The sequence below is a fragment of the Chloroflexus sp. genome (assembly GCF_034431535.1).
Lineage (GTDB): Bacteria > Chloroflexota > Chloroflexia > Chloroflexales > Chloroflexaceae > Chloroflexus.
Map to the genome: position 1 here is coordinate 74,736 of NZ_DAOUDC010000018.1, position 17,049 is coordinate 91,784.

A 17,049-nucleotide genomic window follows, 5' to 3' on the forward strand; every position below is an offset into this window, starting at 1 on the left:
CCATTCACCCCGCTAGCGAGCGATACTTATGAGTGACGTGTCACTAGTTGGTCAGACCATCGGCCGGTTTGAGATCCTCTCGGAGTTGGGACGCGGCGGTATGGCGGTCGTTTATAAAGCACGCCAGACTGATCTCGATCGGATCGTGGCGCTGAAGATTCTGCCGCCGAGCCTAACTAGCGATCAGAGTTATATCGCTCGCTTTCGCCAAGAGGCGCGCAGCGCGGCCCGGCTTGAACATCCGCATATTATGCCGATCTATGAGGTCGGCGAGGTGTCCGGCTATCATTACATCGCGATGAAGTTTATTAAGGGGCGGACGCTCAAGCAGTTGCTTGAGCAAGAGGGTGCGTTGCCCGTCACCCGCGCGGCGCAGATTCTGGCGCAGGTGGGAGAGGCGCTCGATTACGCCCACCGGCAAGGGATTATTCACCGCGATATTAAGCCCTCGAACGTCATGATTACCGATGATGGCTGGATCTACCTCACCGACTTCGGCTTGGCGCGTGGCACTGGCGGCAACACCGGCGGCCTGACCATGGCCGGCACGGTGATGGGCACACCCGAATATATGTCGCCTGAACAGGCGCAAGGCTTGCCGAATGTCGGGCCGGCCACCGATATTTATGCGCTCGGGGTGATGCTTTACGAACTCTTGACCGGGGCTTTTCCCTTCAAAGCCGAAACGCCGATGGCGATGCTGGCTGCGCGCCTTGTGCATGCGCCGATTCCGCCCCGCGACGTGCGTGGCGACCTGCCGCCCGCGGTGGAAGATGTGATTATGCGCGCGCTGGCCCGCAAGCCGGAAGCGCGGTTTGCTTCGGCGGCAGAAATGGTGGTGGCGCTCCGGCAAGCGGTTGGGATGAGCGAGCATGACCTTAGCCGACCGCTGACACCGCAGCGAGGCATGCCGGCAGCAGCGATCGGTACACCCAACTGGCCTAGCCCTGCGCGAGCGGCTACCCCGCCGCCGGTGTATGTGCAGGCGCCGGCAGCGCCGGTCGCGCAACCCTACAGCGCCGCGCCAACCGTTCCAGCCCCCAACCCGCTGAACGTGCCAACGGTACCGACCCAAGCTACCCGCAAAGGCGCACCGGTTGGGATCATCGCGGGAATCATTGTGGTGCTGCTGCTCATCGGCGGTGGCATCGCCACGTTTGTCTTTTCGCGGCCTAGCGAACCAGAGGTGTTCACCAGCAAAGCTGACCAACTGATTGCCGATGGCGACGCGGCGCTGGCCCGCCTCGGCGGCTTAGCCGATGCGATCAGCGCGTACCGCTCGGCCATTGCCGCCGATGCCAACAATATGACCGCCCATGCCCGGCTGGCCGGCGCTTTGTTGGCACAGGGTAAGTGGGAAGATGCGATTGCTGCCACCGAACCGTTGTTGGCATCTCCCAACTCCCAAGCGCAGGCCCTAGGCCTGAGCCTCAGCAGCTACGGCTACTTCCAGCTCGGTGATGTGGTGAACGCGCGCATCTCTGGCGAAGAAGCGATTGCTACTGACGACTCGGTTGCGCTTGGCTATGCATTATATGCAGCGGCACTGGCTTCTAATGCCGCAGATAGCCGCAACAATAGCCTCATGAACGACGCATTTACTGCGATTGGTAATGCGGAAGACCGGCTCGACGCTGCCGATCCGCTTAGTCGCGCCTTTGCCCAAGCTCTGATCGGCTGGGCCTTCGGGCAAGATTTTCGGCTGCGTGACGACCCGAATGTGCTTGAGCAGGCAATCACCAGCCTTGAAGCAGCGATTGACAGCTATCCAGCCTTGGCGTTCTTTCACTACGAACTCGGCGCCATTTATCTAGCCGCCAACGACGATACCGAATCCGCGCGCGCTGAATTCAACAGCGCGCTCGAACTTGACCCCAACTTCAGCCCTGCCCAAGCCGGCCTCGGTTGGGTTGCCAATCTTGACGGCGACGCCAGCAAGGCGCGCCAAGCCTTCAATAAGGCCCTCCAACTTAACCCCAACGAAAGCCTCGCCCTGCTTGGGCTAGGCCGGCTCGCCTTTGACGATGGCCAGTGGGATGAAGCGATCGACTACTTCCAACAAGCGATTAACATCAATCCCCATTCGGCAACCGCTTACGGGTATCTGGGTGAAGCCACATTGTTCGCTGGCTTTAACAGTACTGATCAAGCCACCCAAGACACGTTGTATCGAGAGGCGGAAGAGGCGTATCGCCAGTCGATCGGACGCGATGACTACTTCGTGTTGGCCCATAACGGGTTGGGGTGGATTTTGCAGTACCAAGAGCGGTACAGTGAGTCGATTGAGGCTTTTGAACGCGCCCGCCAAATCGACGATCAAGAAGAAGAGATTTTCAATGGTCTCGGCTGGAGCCTCTTGCTCAGCAATCACTACGTTGAAGCGGAACCCATGTTTAAGCGAGCGGTTGAGCTTGATCCAACTTACGCCAGCGCCTATTTTGGGTTAGGACGTTCGTATGAAGAGCAGGGCCGGCGCGCCGAGGCATTAGCTGCCTTCCAAGAGACCAAGCGCCTCAACCCGAATTATCGCGGTATTGATGAAGCCATTGCGCGCGTATCAAAGTAACGCACGAATGTGACAGCACCAATGATTCTCTTAATCGGCCCACCCGGTGCGGGTAAAACGACCATCGCTACTCAATTGGCGCGCGAGACCGGGATGGCCATTATTGCCACCGGCCAGCAATTGCGCACCGAGATTCGGGCCCAAACTCCAATCGGACAACAGATTGGGGCGCTGCTCGAACACGGGCAGTTGGCACCCGACGCGCTGATGGCCGAGCTGATGCGCTCGTGGTTGAATGCGATCCCGCCTTCGCAACCCTGCCTGCTCGATGGGTATCCGCGCAGCGTAGCCCAAGCGCAGATGCTCGAAACGCTGCTGGCCGAGCAGGGCCGGCAAGTTGATGTCGTGATTGTGCTCGATCTCAGCGAAGCGACGATCATTCATCGCCTCAGTGGTCGCCGCGTCTGCCGCAGCCCCGATGGGCGCGATGTGACGCTGCATATCGACGATACTGAGACCATCGCCCAATGTTTGGCCCGCGGCGGTGTGTTAATGCAACGCGACGACGATCAACCCGACGTTATCCGCGCCCGTCTCCAGCTCTACGAGCAAGCAACCGCCCCCGTGCTCGATTTTTATGCAGCGCGCGGGGTGGTGCATCACGTCAATGCCGCTCAGCCGCCGCCGGCGATCGTAGCGGCAATCCGCGCGGCCTTGCAGCTTTGAGCTTCTCCAACCCAGCGACGCAGCATCACCGCGCACTATGCTACAATAGCGGCAATGGGCGTGTGTAAGAGGAGGTTCAACGATGAACAGGCATGTGGCGCTGATTACCGGCGCAGCGAGCGGGATCGGCTTGGCCTGCGCGGAACGGTTTGCTGCCGATGGCTATCGGGTCGTGATCGTTGATATGCCCGGCCCAGCCGGCGAGTCAGTCGCCGAGCGGCTCGGCGGTATCTTTGTGGGGGTCGATCTCGCGACGCAGGCCGGCTGCCGGCAAGCCGTCGATGCGGCGCTCAATGCGTATGGCCGGGTAGATGCGCTGATTAACAATGCCGGCTTTCAACACATTGATCCGATCGAAGAGTTCCCCGAAGATCGCTGGGAGACAATGATCGCGGTGATGTTAACCGCCCCCTTCCGGCTCACGAAGTATGTCTGGCCGAGCATGAAGGCGAATGGGCGCGGGCGGATTGTGAATATCGGTTCGGTGCATAGCCTGCGCGCCTCGCCCTTCAAGAGCGCCTATATCTCGGCGAAGCATGGTTTGCTCGGTTTCACCCGCACCGCGGCGCTGGAAGGCGGCCCCCACGGGATTACCGTTAATCTGATCGCACCAGCTTACGTGCGCACGCCGCTGGTCGAAAAACAGATCGCCGATCAAGCCCGTACCCGCGGCATTCCCGAAGATCAGGTGATCGAGAAGGTCATGCTCGAACCGGCAGCGATTAAGCGCCTGATTGAGCCTTCTGAGGTAGCTGGTTTGGCGGCGTTCCTCTGTTCCGAGGCCGCTAGCGCCATCACTGGATCGGTGTACGAGATCGCTTTGGGTTGGACGGCGCGGTAGGGGCATTGCGCTGCAATGCTTAGGCATTGCGGTGCGGTCGTAGAGGCACTGCGGCGCAGTGCCCCTACGACCGCGCGGGTACGCCCAACACGGCCCGCGCTTCGGCCACGTCGTGATGGATTTGGGCGACCAACTCGTCAATGCCGTTGAATTTGCGTTCGTTGCGCAGCCGCATCAGCAGCTCAAGGCGTAGCGGTTGATCGTAGAGGTCGCCCTCCCAATCGAGCAAATACGCTTCAACAACGCGCCGCATGCCGTTGAAGGTCGGGCGGATGCCGATGTTGGTCACTGCCGGCACAACCTCACCGGTGGCAAGATAGGCCCGGCAGGCGTAGACGCCGTTGGCCGGCAAGGCGACATCAGGGCTGACTTGGACATTGGCGGTAGGAAAGCCGATCTGGCGTCCCCGCCCGTCACCGTGGATCACGATCCCGCGTAGTGCGAATGGCCGCCCCAACAACGCGCCGGCGCCGGCAACATTGCCGGCCAGCACCAGCTCGCGGATGCGCGATGAGCTGACCGGAATGCCGGCAACGGTGTATTTGCTGAGCGCGCCAACCGCAAACCCCAATTCTCGCCCGATCTCCATCAAGCGCGGGATGTCACCCTCGCGCCCACGCCCCATAGCAAAATCTTCACCCACCCAGATCTCGCGCACCGGCAGCGCCGCGCTAATCCGCGCCATATACTCGACAGCTGCCATGCGACGAATCTCTTCGGTAAAGGGGGCAATAATGAGCAGATCCGGTTCGAGCCGCCGGATCTGCTCGATCTTTTCATCGAGATCACTCAGCAGTTGCAACGGCTGGCCGGGTTGCAACACTGCACGCGGATGCGGTTCCCACGTCAGCACGGCGCTCAGCATGTCAAGCGCGCGCGCCCGTTCTACCGTGGTGCGAATCAGTTGTTGATGGCCGAGATGGACGCCATCGAAACGGCCAATGGTTAACACTGTCGCCCGGTTGGCCAAGCCGGGAGTAAGGTCGCGGGCGATCTGCAAGGCTTCCTGCTCCGTTTCTATCCCTGATCTGCCAGCCGCTGCAATTCGGCCAGCCGGTTTAACGCTTCTAGCGGAGTCAACTCTTCGATCCGCAGCCTCCGAATGTACTCTACCACCGGATGCGGCGCGAGATCAAAGAACGAGAGTTGCATGCTCGTCGCTGGCGGGCGGGCCGGCGCTGCAGGCGCCGGTTCAGGCTGGCGCGGCGCTGGCGGTTCAATCATGCCATCCGGCTCAACGTTGCTCCGCGTCGCCACCGGTTCAGCCGCCCGCCCTTCCAGCTCGGCGAGCAATTCGTTCGCCCGCCCGATAACACGCGCCGGAATGCCGGCCAGTTCGGCGACGTGAATGCCATACGAACGATCGGCACCGCCGCGGCGCAGTTCATGCAGAAAAACCACCCGTCCATCACGCTCGATCGCCGCCATGTGGTAATTGCGGACGCGCGCCAACTCACCTTCCAGCGCCGTCAGCTCGTGGTAGTGGGTGGCGAACAACGTCCGGCAACCAAGCTGCGGATCGTCATGGATGTATTCCACCACGGCACGTGCAATCGCCATGCCATCGTAGGTGCTGGTGCCACGCCCCACTTCGTCGAGAATGATCAGCGAGCGGGGGGTGCTCTGCATCAGCAAGGCTGCGGTTTCGGTCATCTCGACCATAAAGGTGCTCTGGCCGGTGGCAATGTCGTCTTGCGCGCCAATCCGGGTGAAAATGCGATCGACTAGTCCAATTTCGGCTTCATCAGCCGGCACAAACGAGCCGATCTGCGCCATGAGCGTAATCAAGGCCACTTGGCGCAAGAAGGTGCTCTTGCCGGCCATATTGGGACCGGTGATGATCAGAATCTGGACGTTGTCGCCGTCAAGTTCGATGTCATTGCCGATAAACGGCTCGCTGAGGGTGCGTTCAACCACCGGATGGCGGCCTTGCTTGATGCGCAACACCCGATCGGTGCGCAACGCCGGCTGCACATAGCGCCCGCGCACCGCTGTTTCGGCCAGCGCCGCCAGCGCATCGAGCCGCGCCACTGCCGCTGCCGTCGCTCGCAGCCGGTCGAGGTGCTGCTGGATGTCGTCGCACAGACGCTGGAAGATGTCCCGTTCGAGATCGACCAGTTTCAGGCGCGCATCGCTGAGCAGGCTCTCGTAATATTTCAGTTCTTCGGTGACATATCGCTCGGCATTGACCAACGTCTGTTTGCGTTCGTAGTGCGCCGGGATGAGCTTGGGGTCAACCGCGCGCGAGATCTCGATGTAGTAGCCGAAGACTTGGTTGTAGCTCACCTTGAGCGAGCGAATGCCGGTGCGCTCGCGTTCTTTGCTCTCCAAGCGGTCAATGAACTCTTGAGCATGGCGGCTGGCATTGATCAACGCATCGAACCGCTGGTCGAAACCGGGCCGGATCACCCGGCGCGGACGCTCACCGCCCTCTTCGGCGGCGCGCAGATAGTTCGACGTGCCGAGCAGGGCCGGCGGGTCTTCATCAAGCGCCCGTTCGAGCAGATCGAGCACATCGCTGCACAGATCGAGCGCCGGCGCCGGTTCGCCCGCCATCTCCGGCGCGAGCAGATCGGGCAAGAGGTGCTCAACCGCTTGCGCCACGGCAGGCAGTTTACGCAACGCCGCCCGCAACTGCACCATATCGCGCGGCGTCGCCACTGCGATCCCTTGCGCGATCCGGTTCAACGCTCGCTCCATATCAGGCAGCTCGGCCAGCGCCGAACGCAACTCAAGACGAGCCATCGTCTCGAACACCAGCCGGGCCACGGCATGCTGGCGCACTTGCAGCGGTTCGAGCACAATCAAGGGCTGGGTAATCCAGCGCCGCAACAACCGGCCCCCCATCGCGGTGCAAGTCCGGTCGAGCACGCCAATCAGCGACGCCTTATTCCCCTGCCGCCCGCTGCTTTCAAGCAATTCGAGGTTGCGCCGCGTCTGCGGATCGAGCAGCATGGAAGCGCCGGTATGGTAGACGCGCAAATGACGCAGTTGGCTGACGCGCTGGCGCTGGGTCATCTGGGCATACTGGATCAACGCGCCAGCGGCGCGCGTCGCCAAAGGCCGGTTATCGAGGCCGCATACCGCCAGCGAAGCCACCGCCAACTGCTCGTGCAGCGCCTCAGCCGCAGTCGCCAACTCCCAACGCCACGCTGTCCACTCCGTCACTTCACCCTGCGTCCAACTCGCCGCGCTGACGCCGTCAAGCCGGCGCGCCACCCGCTCGTGGGGCAACAGCGCCTCACGCTCTTCCTTGGTCAGCGGGGCCAAATCTTGGCTGAGACGAGCTTGCACCGGGGTCAGATGCGGCAACCGCAACGACTCATCGTCTGGCACTAATACTTCAGCGGGACGGAGACGGGCTAATTCGGCTTGCAACTGGATCAGCGCGCGAGCATCGGTAAACTCGGCGGCAGCAAACTCGCCGGTTGAGAGATCGGCATACGCCAAACCCACCTTTTCCGCTTCAACAATCACCGCAGCCAGATAGTTGTTGGTGCGGTCGGGCAACATCGCCGGATCGATCACCGTACCCGGCGTAATGATCCGCACAATTGCCCGCTGCACCATCTTGCCGCTGCTTTCGAGCGGGGTCAACCCGGCGGCGTAGACCGAACGGGGGCGGGTATCGGTGCGCATCGCCTCGGTCTCACTCAACTGCTCGGCGATTGCCACCCGGTAGCCGCGCGCCACCAACTCGCTGACATAGCGATCAACCGCGTGGTAAGGCATCCCCGCCATCGGCGCATAGAGCTTCTGCTGATCTTTGGGGGCACGCTTATCGACCGCGTACTCTTTGCGCGTCAATGTTACGTCAAGCAATTCCGCGATCAGCTTGGCATCATCGTCGAAGGTTTCGTAAAAATCGCCGAAGCGGAAGAGCAGGATAGCGTCAGCAGCCTCTTCTTTGAGTTTGCGATATTGGCGATACCACGCATGCAGTTCGATAGCGGCCATGGGTTTCTTATCGTTGTGCGGGAGCTTAGAACGGCAATGCCTCCGCCTAGCGCGACGATCATAACTACCCGCGCTATGATAGCATATTCCGCCGGATGTCAGCGCGAGCCGCGCGTAGGGCAGCGCGATGCTCTGCCCCCGCGCGGCGAAGCAATCCCCCGCGAGCTTGGAACGCACCCGCTCAGCGTTCGTTCTCGCTATAGCAGGAGATTGCTTCGGGGGCTGCGCCCCCTCGCAATGACATGCGTGACCCTCTGTCAGCACGAGCCGCGCGTAGGGCAGCGCGATGCTCTGCCCCGCGCGGCGAAGCAATCCCCCGCGAGCACGAGAGCTATGCCTAGCTGCACTCCCCAACCCCTAATACGCCAACAACTCGCAGGCGGCAGCGAGAATTTTGGCGGCGTTGGGCCGGTAAGCGTCTTCGAGCGGCGGACTGTAGGGCACCGGCGTATCGGGTGCAGCCAACCGGGTGATCGGCCCATCGAGATACTCGAAGGCTTGCTCGGCAATGATTGCGGCTACTTCAGCGCCGACGCCGCACGTACTGTTGGCTTCATGCACGATCAGCACTTTGCCGGTCTTGCGCGCGGTAGCTAAAATCGCCGCTTCGTCGAGCGGTTTGAGCGTGCGCAGATCGATCACCTCAATACTATGACCTGCACGTTCGAGTTCGTTCGCCGCGCTGAGCGCCTCTTGCACCATGGCACCGTAGGCGATGATGCTCAACTCTTCGCCGCTGCGCCGCACCGCCGCTTGGCCAATCGGCACCAACGCCTCGCCCTCCGGAACCATCCCTTTCAGCGAGCGGTAGAGATACTTGGTCTCGTAGTAGATGACCGGGTTGGAGTCACGGATGGCGCTGAGCAGCAGGCCGTAGGCGTCGGCAGGGGTGGCCGGCGCGACGACCTTGAGACCGGGGGTATGGACAAACCACGCTTCGTTGGATTGGGAATGGAACGGCCCGGCGCGCAGACCGCCGCCGCCGGGGGCACGGATCGTAATCGGCACCGGCTGCCGCCAGCGAAAATGGTTGGTGGCGGCGAATTGCACAATCGCATCGAAGCCGGTCGAGATAAAGTCAGCGAACTGCATCTCGACCACCGGCAAAAAGCCCTCGAACGACATGCCGATTGCGGCGTAGATCATCGCCAGCTCGGTCATCGGGGTATCGATCACCCGATCTTCGCCAAACTCCTCAATCAAGCCTTGCGTCACCTTGAATGCGCCGCCATAGACGCCGATATCTTCACCCATCACCAACACGCGCCGGTCGCGCTGCATCTCGTAGCGCAAAGCGGCCCGGATCGCCTCCAGATAGGTCAGCTCACGCGTCCCCTGCTCGCCGGCCAGTACGGTGGTCGCTTTATGCAATCCTTGATCCCACGTCATGACTTCCTCCTGCCAGCGCGTTAGGCATAGACGCCATCGGTCACGGTTGCCGGGTCGGGGTACGGCGACGCCTCGGCAAACGCCTGCGCTTCGTCGAGTTCGGCTTCGATCCGGGCCAGCAACGCGGCTAGCTTGGCGTCATCGAGCAAGCCACGCGCGCGCAGTTCAGCTTCGATGCAGGCGATCGGATCGCGCGCCTCCCACTCGGCCAGCAGCGCTTTGGGTACGTAGGCCATGTTGTCGTGGATGGCATGGCCGCGCATGCGCATCGTCTTGCATTCAATAAAGGTTGGCCCGCCGCCGGATCGCGCCCGCTCGACCGCTTCTTTCGTAGCATGGTAAACTGCAGTAAAGTCGTTGCCGTCAACAATCACCCCCGGCATATTGTAGCCGGCAGCCCGTTGCGCGATATGCTCGATCGCCATCTGGCGGCTGAGCGGGGTGGAATAGGCGTACTGGTTATTCTCGCAGATAATGACCATCGGCAACTTAAACACGCTCGCCCAATTCATCGCCTCGTGGGCCAGCCCCTGTGAGGCGCTGCCATCGCCGAAAAAGCACATCGCCACCCGCGGCTCGCCTTTCAGCTTGATACCGTGGGCCACGCCGGCAATCACACCGGTCGAGGCGGGCAAATGGCTAATAAAGCCGATAATCCCCAAGCTGAGATCACCCATCCCGTGCAGATTCGCATCGCGCCCGCGGGTCACTCCCGTCTCGCGGCCCAGCCACTGGGCCAAAATCCGGCGCGGGGTCAGGCCGCGCACCAGATACGCGCCAAGATCGCGGTGCATCGGCGCGATAATATCCTTGGGGCCGAGGCTCAGCGCCGCGGCCACGCTGAGGGCTTCGTGACCAATCTGCGAAAAGTAACCGCCGACAATTTTGCTCTGCTTGTGGAGAAAGGCGCCACGATCATCAAGCGCGCGGGTCAGACGCATCCAATAATGGGCTTGTTGCAGCAATTCATCATCAATCTCGTTCATGCCGTCTCCTTGCCGGTGAAGGCATCGCTCAGCCGGCGTCCCTGCCGTAATTCCGCCAACAAGAGGGGTATAGAGGTATTGTACTCGATGAAGAACGGTGTGTGTGCAAAAAACGAAGGGACATTGCTTGGCAATGTCCCTTCGCGCAAACCAGTGATGCTTGGCGCGACGACTAGTAAGCGACGTTCACCGCAATCTTGCGCGGCTTGATCTCTTCGGCCTTCGGTACCGTCACCGTCAGCACACCATTCTCAAGCCGGGCCTCAATCCGATCCGGATGGATCTGATTGGGCAGGCGGATGCTGCGGCTGAAGCGGCCATAGCGGCGCTCGGTGACGTGATATTGGCGATCCTTGCGATCGCTGCTCTGCGTAATCTCACCGCTGATCGTCAGCACATTGTTCTCGAAGGTGATGTTGAGTTGATCAGCGGTCATGCCGGGCACCGCCATCTCGACGTGATAGGCATCAGCGGTCTCGCTCAAGTCGAGCGCCGGCACCAAGCTGCCGTTGCGCGGCATCACACCGGTAAAGCCGGTGAAGAAGGTGTCGTCGAGCAGTTGGGTCATCTCGCGGAAGGGATCCCAGCGGGTGATGTTCGTCATAGCCGTCCTCCTTGCATCATCGTGTTATTTCTTTTCAGTGGTCGTGCTCTCGTTTCGAGCCTGACTATACAATAGCAAGGCATTGTTAGAATGACGTTGGCAGAGTGTTAAAGCAGTGTCTACATTTACAGCAACGATTCGTAATTCCGAGTGGTCTCACCGGAAATTGACCAGCCGCCTTGGTCAATCATGGCATCACAAACACAACTATGGCCACTGTTTCTCTGCACAATAATGAACAAAGACAGTATAAATCTGATCTATACAGCTTGTATCCAACGTGATACAATGCGATTACACTATCACCGGTGCTAATCCAAAGGGGTGTAACCATGGCACGGTCAATTAATATCGACTTGCAGGGAGGTGTAGTACCGATCTCGCAGGCTGCGGCCAGCCTTGCAGCGCTCATTCGACGAGCCAAGGTGAGTGGGCAGCCGGTGGTGATCACCCAGAAAGGGTATCCATCGGCGGTATTGCTCAATATCGAGCTGTTTGAACAACTGCGGGCAATGGCGATGCAGGCCGAACGGGCCCGTGAGCAGAATGGGTGATGAATGGGACGAACACGCTGTTGGCAAAACAAGCATGGTGCGGGGGCATGGTATCGCCCCCGCGTCATGGTTTAGCACCAGCCGCGATGCAGAGCCCCTACCGGCGCCCGTCTTGAGCAGCCATTAAAGCCGGCATGATCCGGTTATCGGTTTGCGACGGTACTAGCGTCACCCGCGCTTTACTTTCGGCTAGATTTTGCAGCTCGAGAATGGTAAACAGCGCGTCGCGCACTTCCGGATCAGAGCCGATGCGCGCCAGCGCCTGACCGAGGATTTGCGGACGCACCGCTTTGGCGCGGGCAAACTCGATCGCTGCTTGCCGTTCAGCAGTGCTCGTGATGATATTCACCCGGTTGGCACCGTCTTGCAGGATCGCCGACGTCACCTGACGCAGCCGGTTGACCACCTTGGCCTCGATCTGCCGGATCATATTGATGTCACGGAAGTGGACTTTGCGGATGTAGATCGACCCCAGCCGGTAACCCCACTCAGCCGCTTTCGGCGACACCTCGGCCCGCACCGCTTGGCTCATCGCGTGCCGGTTTTCCAGCATCTGCGCCAACGGCATATTGCTGAGCGTGCGGACCACCGCATTGCTCACATTCGCCGCCAGCGAGCCTTGCGGATCGACGTTCTTGAATAGGTAGGCCACCGGATCAACCACCGCCATCTCGTACCACACACCGATTCCCATCGGCGCGCCCTCTTCCGAATTGACCGGCTGGCTGCGCAGATAGCGTTGATCAAGCCGTATGTCGATCACGTACCGCCGGCCAAAGAAACCGATCAGGAACGCGTTAATCCCCAGATGGAACGGCAAAATCACCAGCCCCGGCTCGCGCAAGACGCCGACCACGCTGCCGAACAGGGTATAGACGTGGCACGTGCCTTCGTGAACGATGGTGTAGAAGCCGAATAAGCGTAGAAAGCCGAAGAAGGTTGGCGCGAGAATAAACGCCGAGACGAACGTAATCGACGCGACCACAATCGTGGAGAGCAGGAAGTTCATTGTTCCACCTCCATAATCACTCGCTCGGCCTGCTGATACAGACCAAGCCGGACATTGCGCAAATAGGCCGGCAGTGCGTCAGAGCCGCTTGCTTTCAAGGCCCGCAACTGCTCGGCCAGCGCGAGCAATGGCTCCACTTCAGCTTGCGCTTTGAGCGTCTCGATTTCGACCGCCCGTTTCGACTGGACGATCTTTTGGTCGGCAGCGGCCTGCGCAAGGCTGATGTCTGACGACACTTGATTATGGGCGGTGTTAATCGCCGCCATGGCCGACTCAACCTCCGCCGGTGCATCGATCTCGGTGATCAGCGAGGCATCGAGAATGATCCCGTACCGCACCGCCGACGACAAACACTCGCGATCCATCAGCTCGTTGAGATCGCGCAAATTCTTGCGCAGATCGTTGATCGAGACGCCGGTCACTTCAGAGCCTTCAGTCGGCATTACGTTCAACTGCCCGGTTTCGGTCGCCGGCGCGGCAAAGTTAGCAATCCGTTCGCGCAGGATCGAGATAAAATAGCCCATCACATGCACGACCGGATTTTTTACGCCAAACAAATAGGCGTAGAGATGCCGTTCCGACACGCGGTAGCGGATCTGGCCCTTCAAGCCAACGTTGAGCTGGTCTTTCGTGACGGCTTCGAGCACCCTGCCGCCCTGATTAGCAGTTGGATCTTCCAAATCGAGCGCCATATTGATGGTTTGGGTCGCAATCGACACTTTATAGATCCGCTCCCACGGCCACTTAAAGTACGGGCCGCCGGGAGGGATCACCCGCACTTGCGGATAGCGATAGCGCTCACGCTCTTCGGGCCGCATATACTCGAGAAACGGATCATCAACTGGCGGCCCCGGCAAGCGTTCGGCCCGGCCAAAGATTGTCTTGACAGCTCGTTCGTTCTGATCGACGGTGTAGAAACTCAACGCAATGTACCGAACGATAAACCACGCTAATAACCCCAGTGCAATCCCTACTGGAATGGCCATAGCCCCTCCTCACACACATATCCGCCATCAAAACCAAGCGAGTTCACGGCATGACAACCGTGAACTCACGACGATTCACCGCCTCCAACCGGCACTATTCTGAAGCGGCAGCAGTGTGACATAGCTTCTATCCTTCGTGTAACGACTTCAGTATACCATACGGAATACCGCTGAAAAAGTTGCGCTACATGTGCTATAATCGCGCCGACTCACAGATTGCGAGGCGTACCATCTGGTGCGTCAAAACAGAAGGGCCATGCTCGCCCCCATGGCGCTTCTGAACGGATCCGATCGTCGTAGATCAGGAGAAGAAGACATGCGCAAGACTCTGCTGACGCTGGTAGCGCTCTTTACGCTACTCGTGCCGATGCTGGCGGCCTGTGGCCAGCCTACGGCCCAGCCCACCGCGACGCCGGCGCCTGCGGCGCCGACCGCCGTTCCCACGACGGCCCCCACAGATTCTGGCAAGCCCCGGATCGCGCTGGTAACAGATCTGGGCAAGGTGAACGATGGAACGTTTAACGAGTTTGCCCACCTCGGCGCATTGCGGGCGGCGCAAGAGTTTGGGCTCGAGTACAAGTATATCGAGACGCAGGCTCAAGCCGACTACGAGAAGAACATTCAGACCTTCGTTGATGAGGGCTTCGATGTGATCGTCACCGTCGGCTTCTTGATCGCCGATGCGACCAAGAAGTTTGCCGCCGATCACCCCAACATCATCTTCATCGGCGTTGACCAGTTCTACGAGCCGGGCACCGTCACCGACAATCTGGTCGGCTTGCAGTTCCGCGAGGATCAGGCTGGCTTCTTGGCTGGCGCGCTGGCCGGCATGATGACCAAGACCGGCACCGTGGGCGTGGTGGCCGGCGTGGAGATCCCGCCCGTCAAGCGCTTCAAGAACGCCTTCGACAACGGCGCGCGCTTTGTTAACCCTGACATCAATCTGCTCGGTGTCTATCTGCCCACCTTCATTGACCCCGCCCTCGGCGCCAGCACTGCCCAGCAGATGATCGGCGACGGCGCGGACGTGATCTTTGGCGCGGGTGGGCCGACCGGTTCCGGCGCGATCAAAGAGGCCGCCGCCCGTGGCGTGTTCGTCATCGGCGTTGACCAAGACGAGTACGTGACCACCTTTGCCAACGGCTCGGCTCCCGGCGCCGACAAGATCCTCTCCTCGGCGATCAAGCGGGTTGACGTGGCTGTCTACGACCAGATCAAGGCCGTCGTCAACGGTACCTTTAAGGGCAACGGAATCGCTATGTACGAGGCCGCCAACGGCGGTATCGGCTACGCCGACTACCACGACACCGCCAGCGTCGTGCCCGCCGAGGTGAAAGTGCGCATGGAGCAGATCCTCGCTGCACTGACCAATGGCACGCTCACCACCGGCGTCGATCCGGTCAGCGGTGATGTTGATCCGGCTACGATCCCCGCGCCGCAGCCGTTCCGCTCCTCGGATGTCAAGCTGCCCCGGATCGCACTGGTAACAGATCTGGGCAAGGTGAACGACGGCACGTTTAACGAGTCGGCCCACCTCGGCGCATTGCGGGCGGCGCAAGAGTTTGGGCTCGAGTACAAGTATATCGAGACGCAGGCTCAAGCCGATTACGAGAAGAATATCCAGACCTTCATCGACGAGGGCTTCGACGTCATCATCACCGTCGGCTTCTTGATCGCCGATGCGACCAAGAAGTTCGCCGCCGAGCACCCCGACATCATCTTCATCGGCGTTGACCAGTTCTACGAGCCGGGCACTGTCACCGACAATCTGGTCGGCTTGCAGTTCCGCGAGGATCAGGCTGGCTTCTTGGTTGGCGCGCTGGCCGGCATGATGACCAAGACCGGCACCGTCGGCGTGGTGGCCGGCCAAGAGATCCCGCCGGTCAAGCGCTTCCGCAACGCCTTTAATAACGGCGCACGCTATGTCAACCCCAACATCAACCTGCTCGGCGTCTATCTGCCCACCTTCATCGACCCTGCGCTCGGCGCCAGCACGGCCCAGCAAATGATTGGCGAGGGCGCTGATGTGATTATGGGTGCGGGCGGGCCAACCGGTTCCGGCGCGATCAAAGAGGCCGCCGCCCGCGGTGTCTACGTGATCGGCGTCGATCAAGATGAATACTTCACGACGTTTGCCCGTGGCACCGCCCCCGGCGCTAACCGGTTGCTGACCTCGGCGTTGAAGCGGGTTGACGTGGCCGTCTACGACCAGATCAAGGCGGTCGTCAACGGCACCTTCAAGGGCAATGGCATTGCCATGTACGAGGCCGCCAATGGCGGTATCGGCTACGCCGATTACCACGACACGGCCAATGAGGTGCCTGATGCGGTCAAGCGCCGTATGGAGGAGATTTTGGCCGCGCTGACCAAGGGTGAACTGACCACTGGCGTCGATCCGGTCAGCGGTGATCTCGATCCGGCTACGATCCCTGATCCGAAGCCGTTCCAGCCCTAACCGCGACCTACGTTCATCATTAAGCGCTCGATAACCGCCGGCGAGATGTTGCTTCCGCAATATCTCGCCGGTAGTCTTTGCGCCTCATATTCGTGCAGCGGTTGGCATCATGCAGATGTACTGGATTTGAGAAAAGAGAGGCTATGCACCATACCGCTATGGTATTGCTGGGATAAATGAGCGCCCCCACAACGTCAGCACCGCTCCCGCTTAGCGCTGCCAAGCATCACGATGGCATTGCGACCAAGAAATCTCATTGCCAACGAAGTCGTTACTTTTTTCACAATTGCGCGACATGATCAGTGAGAGCGGGAAACGCTTACGTTAGAGGAGGGCATTATGAACTGGCATCGTTACACTCGCTTACTGCCCGTCGCACTCACTGTCAGTATGGCCTTGGTGCTAGCAATGGGCGGGAATGCCGCCGCACACTGGCTCGAAGCAACGCCGCCGTTTGTGTTCTGGCGCGCTACCCAACCTACTCAACCCAACATTCCGGCCTCACCAACCGGCGATGTGCATGGTGACGAACCAACTGCTGAGTCATTGCTCATGCCCACGGCTGCCGCGCCGGCAATGCTTGAAGTCCAAGTGCGCGATCAAGTTCGTGCGCAGCAACCGTCAGTAACACCAGCAGCCACCCGCGACCAGACCCGCGACCACACCTGCCCGACCACACCTGTTGAGCCGGGCAACGGCAACCAGACCTGCGACCAGATTCGTGACCAGACCCGCGACCAGACCCATATCGCCACACCATCGGCAGGGCCGGCGAACGCCCCGAACGGCGATCAGACCCACAATCAAAATCGCGACCAAAACCAAAACCGTACTGCTACGCCTGCCGCCGAACCGGCCAATGCCCCGGCGAACGCCCCGGCGAATGACGACCAAACCCGCGACCAACAACCATCAGCCACACCATCGGCTGCGCCGGCCAATGGCGACCAGACCCGTGACCAAACCCGCGACCAACAACCATCAGCCACACCATCGGCTGCGCCGGCCAATGGCGACCAGACCCGTGACCAAACCC

13 protein-coding genes are annotated in these 17,049 nt (G+C 60.5%); 6 read left to right on the forward strand and 7 right to left on the reverse strand.

Going from position 1 to position 17,049, the window contains the following annotated elements; all coding sequences use genetic code 11:
* Positions 1-28: 28 nt before the first annotated feature.
* From U9R61_RS05365 to U9R61_RS05375, 3 genes are all read left to right on the forward strand, one after another.
* Positions 29-2,566: a protein kinase domain-containing protein gene (locus U9R61_RS05365; protein WP_322487789.1), complete on the forward strand. Its 2,538-nt coding sequence runs from the start codon at positions 29-31 to the stop codon at positions 2,564-2,566.
* Positions 2,567-2,587: 21 nt separating this feature from the next.
* Entirely contained in the window at positions 2,588-3,232 is a 645-nt protein-coding gene (locus tag U9R61_RS05370; protein ID WP_322487790.1) for a nucleoside monophosphate kinase, read from the forward strand.
* A gap of 82 nt (positions 3,233-3,314) precedes the next feature.
* Positions 3,315-4,073, forward strand: coding sequence for a 3-hydroxybutyrate dehydrogenase (locus tag U9R61_RS05375; protein ID WP_322487791.1), 759 nt, complete (start codon positions 3,315-3,317; stop codon positions 4,071-4,073).
* 64 nt (positions 4,074-4,137) lie between these two features.
* Here U9R61_RS05375 and U9R61_RS05380 read toward each other — a convergent pair whose 3' ends face one another.
* The 5 genes from U9R61_RS05380 to U9R61_RS05400 form a co-directional block, all read right to left on the reverse strand.
* The gene (locus tag U9R61_RS05380) at positions 4,138-5,073 is read right to left on the reverse strand and encodes a bifunctional riboflavin kinase/FAD synthetase (protein WP_322487792.1); all 936 of its coding nucleotides are present in this window, start codon (positions 5,071-5,073) and stop codon (positions 4,138-4,140) included.
* Positions 5,074-5,090: 17 nt separating this feature from the next.
* Entirely contained in the window at positions 5,091-8,030 is a 2,940-nt protein-coding gene (mutS, locus tag U9R61_RS05385) for a DNA mismatch repair protein MutS (RefSeq protein WP_322487793.1), read from the reverse strand.
* Positions 8,031-8,387: 357 nt separating this feature from the next.
* Entirely contained in the window at positions 8,388-9,419 is a 1,032-nt protein-coding gene (locus tag U9R61_RS05390; protein WP_322487794.1) for an alpha-ketoacid dehydrogenase subunit beta, read from the reverse strand.
* Positions 9,420-9,439: 20 nt separating this feature from the next.
* Positions 9,440-10,405, reverse strand: coding sequence for a thiamine pyrophosphate-dependent dehydrogenase E1 component subunit alpha (locus U9R61_RS05395; protein ID WP_322487795.1), 966 nt, complete (start codon positions 10,403-10,405; stop codon positions 9,440-9,442).
* A 172-nt stretch (positions 10,406-10,577) separates the two neighbouring features.
* A complete protein-coding gene (locus tag U9R61_RS05400; RefSeq protein WP_322487796.1) occupies positions 10,578-11,009 on the reverse strand; it encodes an Hsp20/alpha crystallin family protein in 432 nt (143 codons plus the stop codon).
* 332 nt (positions 11,010-11,341) lie between these two features.
* On the opposite strand from U9R61_RS05400, the gene U9R61_RS05405 reads away from it, so the two are divergent.
* The gene (locus tag U9R61_RS05405; RefSeq protein ID WP_322487797.1) at positions 11,342-11,563 is read left to right on the forward strand and encodes a type II toxin-antitoxin system prevent-host-death family antitoxin; all 222 of its coding nucleotides are present in this window, start codon (positions 11,342-11,344) and stop codon (positions 11,561-11,563) included.
* Between the two features lie 97 nt (positions 11,564-11,660).
* Here U9R61_RS05405 and U9R61_RS05410 read toward each other — a convergent pair whose 3' ends face one another.
* Both U9R61_RS05410 and U9R61_RS05415 read right to left on the reverse strand, forming a co-directional pair.
* Positions 11,661-12,572 carry an SPFH domain-containing protein gene (locus U9R61_RS05410; protein WP_322487798.1) on the reverse strand — a complete coding sequence of 304 codons (912 nt, stop codon included), beginning with the start codon at positions 12,570-12,572 and terminating at the stop codon, positions 11,661-11,663.
* Positions 12,569-13,558: an SPFH domain-containing protein gene (locus U9R61_RS05415; protein ID WP_322487799.1), complete on the reverse strand. Its 990-nt coding sequence runs from the start codon at positions 13,556-13,558 to the stop codon at positions 12,569-12,571. The genes U9R61_RS05410 and U9R61_RS05415 overlap by 4 nt, the downstream gene beginning before the upstream one ends.
* Positions 13,559-13,874: 316 nt before the next feature.
* Here U9R61_RS05415 and U9R61_RS05420 point away from each other — a divergent pair, with 316 nt between their 5' ends.
* Together U9R61_RS05420 and U9R61_RS05425 are read left to right on the forward strand one after the other, a co-directional pair.
* Positions 13,875-16,013: a BMP family ABC transporter substrate-binding protein gene (locus U9R61_RS05420; protein ID WP_322487800.1), complete on the forward strand. Its 2,139-nt coding sequence runs from the start codon at positions 13,875-13,877 to the stop codon at positions 16,011-16,013.
* A gap of 339 nt (positions 16,014-16,352) precedes the next feature.
* Positions 16,353-17,049 (forward strand): hypothetical protein (locus tag U9R61_RS05425; RefSeq protein ID WP_322487801.1); only part of this gene is annotated, 697 nt, incomplete at its 3' end.

Bases quoted from the DNA above. Each gene is read 5' to 3' on its own strand.
- mutS (WP_322487793.1), bottom strand. From the start codon at position 8,030: ATGGCCGCTATCGAACTGCATGCGTGGTATCGCCAATATCGCAAACTC.
- U9R61_RS05410 (WP_322487798.1), bottom strand. From the start codon at position 12,572: ATGAACTTCCTGCTCTCCACGATTGTGGTCGCGTCGATTACGTTCGTC.
- U9R61_RS05365 (WP_322487789.1), top strand. From the start codon at position 29: ATGAGTGACGTGTCACTAGTTGGTCAGACCATCGGCCGGTTTGAGATC.
- U9R61_RS05400 (WP_322487796.1), bottom strand. From the start codon at position 11,009: ATGACGAACATCACCCGCTGGGATCCCTTCCGCGAGATGACCCAACTG.
- U9R61_RS05395 (WP_322487795.1), bottom strand. From the start codon at position 10,405: ATGAACGAGATTGATGATGAATTGCTGCAACAAGCCCATTATTGGATG.
- U9R61_RS05405 (WP_322487797.1), top strand. From the start codon at position 11,342: ATGGCACGGTCAATTAATATCGACTTGCAGGGAGGTGTAGTACCGATC.
- U9R61_RS05370 (WP_322487790.1), top strand. From the start codon at position 2,588: ATGATTCTCTTAATCGGCCCACCCGGTGCGGGTAAAACGACCATCGCT.
- U9R61_RS05390 (WP_322487794.1), bottom strand. From the start codon at position 9,419: ATGACGTGGGATCAAGGATTGCATAAAGCGACCACCGTACTGGCCGGC.
- U9R61_RS05375 (WP_322487791.1), top strand. From the start codon at position 3,315: ATGAACAGGCATGTGGCGCTGATTACCGGCGCAGCGAGCGGGATCGGC.
- U9R61_RS05420 (WP_322487800.1), top strand. From the start codon at position 13,875: ATGCGCAAGACTCTGCTGACGCTGGTAGCGCTCTTTACGCTACTCGTG.
- U9R61_RS05415 (WP_322487799.1), bottom strand. From the start codon at position 13,558: ATGGCCATTCCAGTAGGGATTGCACTGGGGTTATTAGCGTGGTTTATC.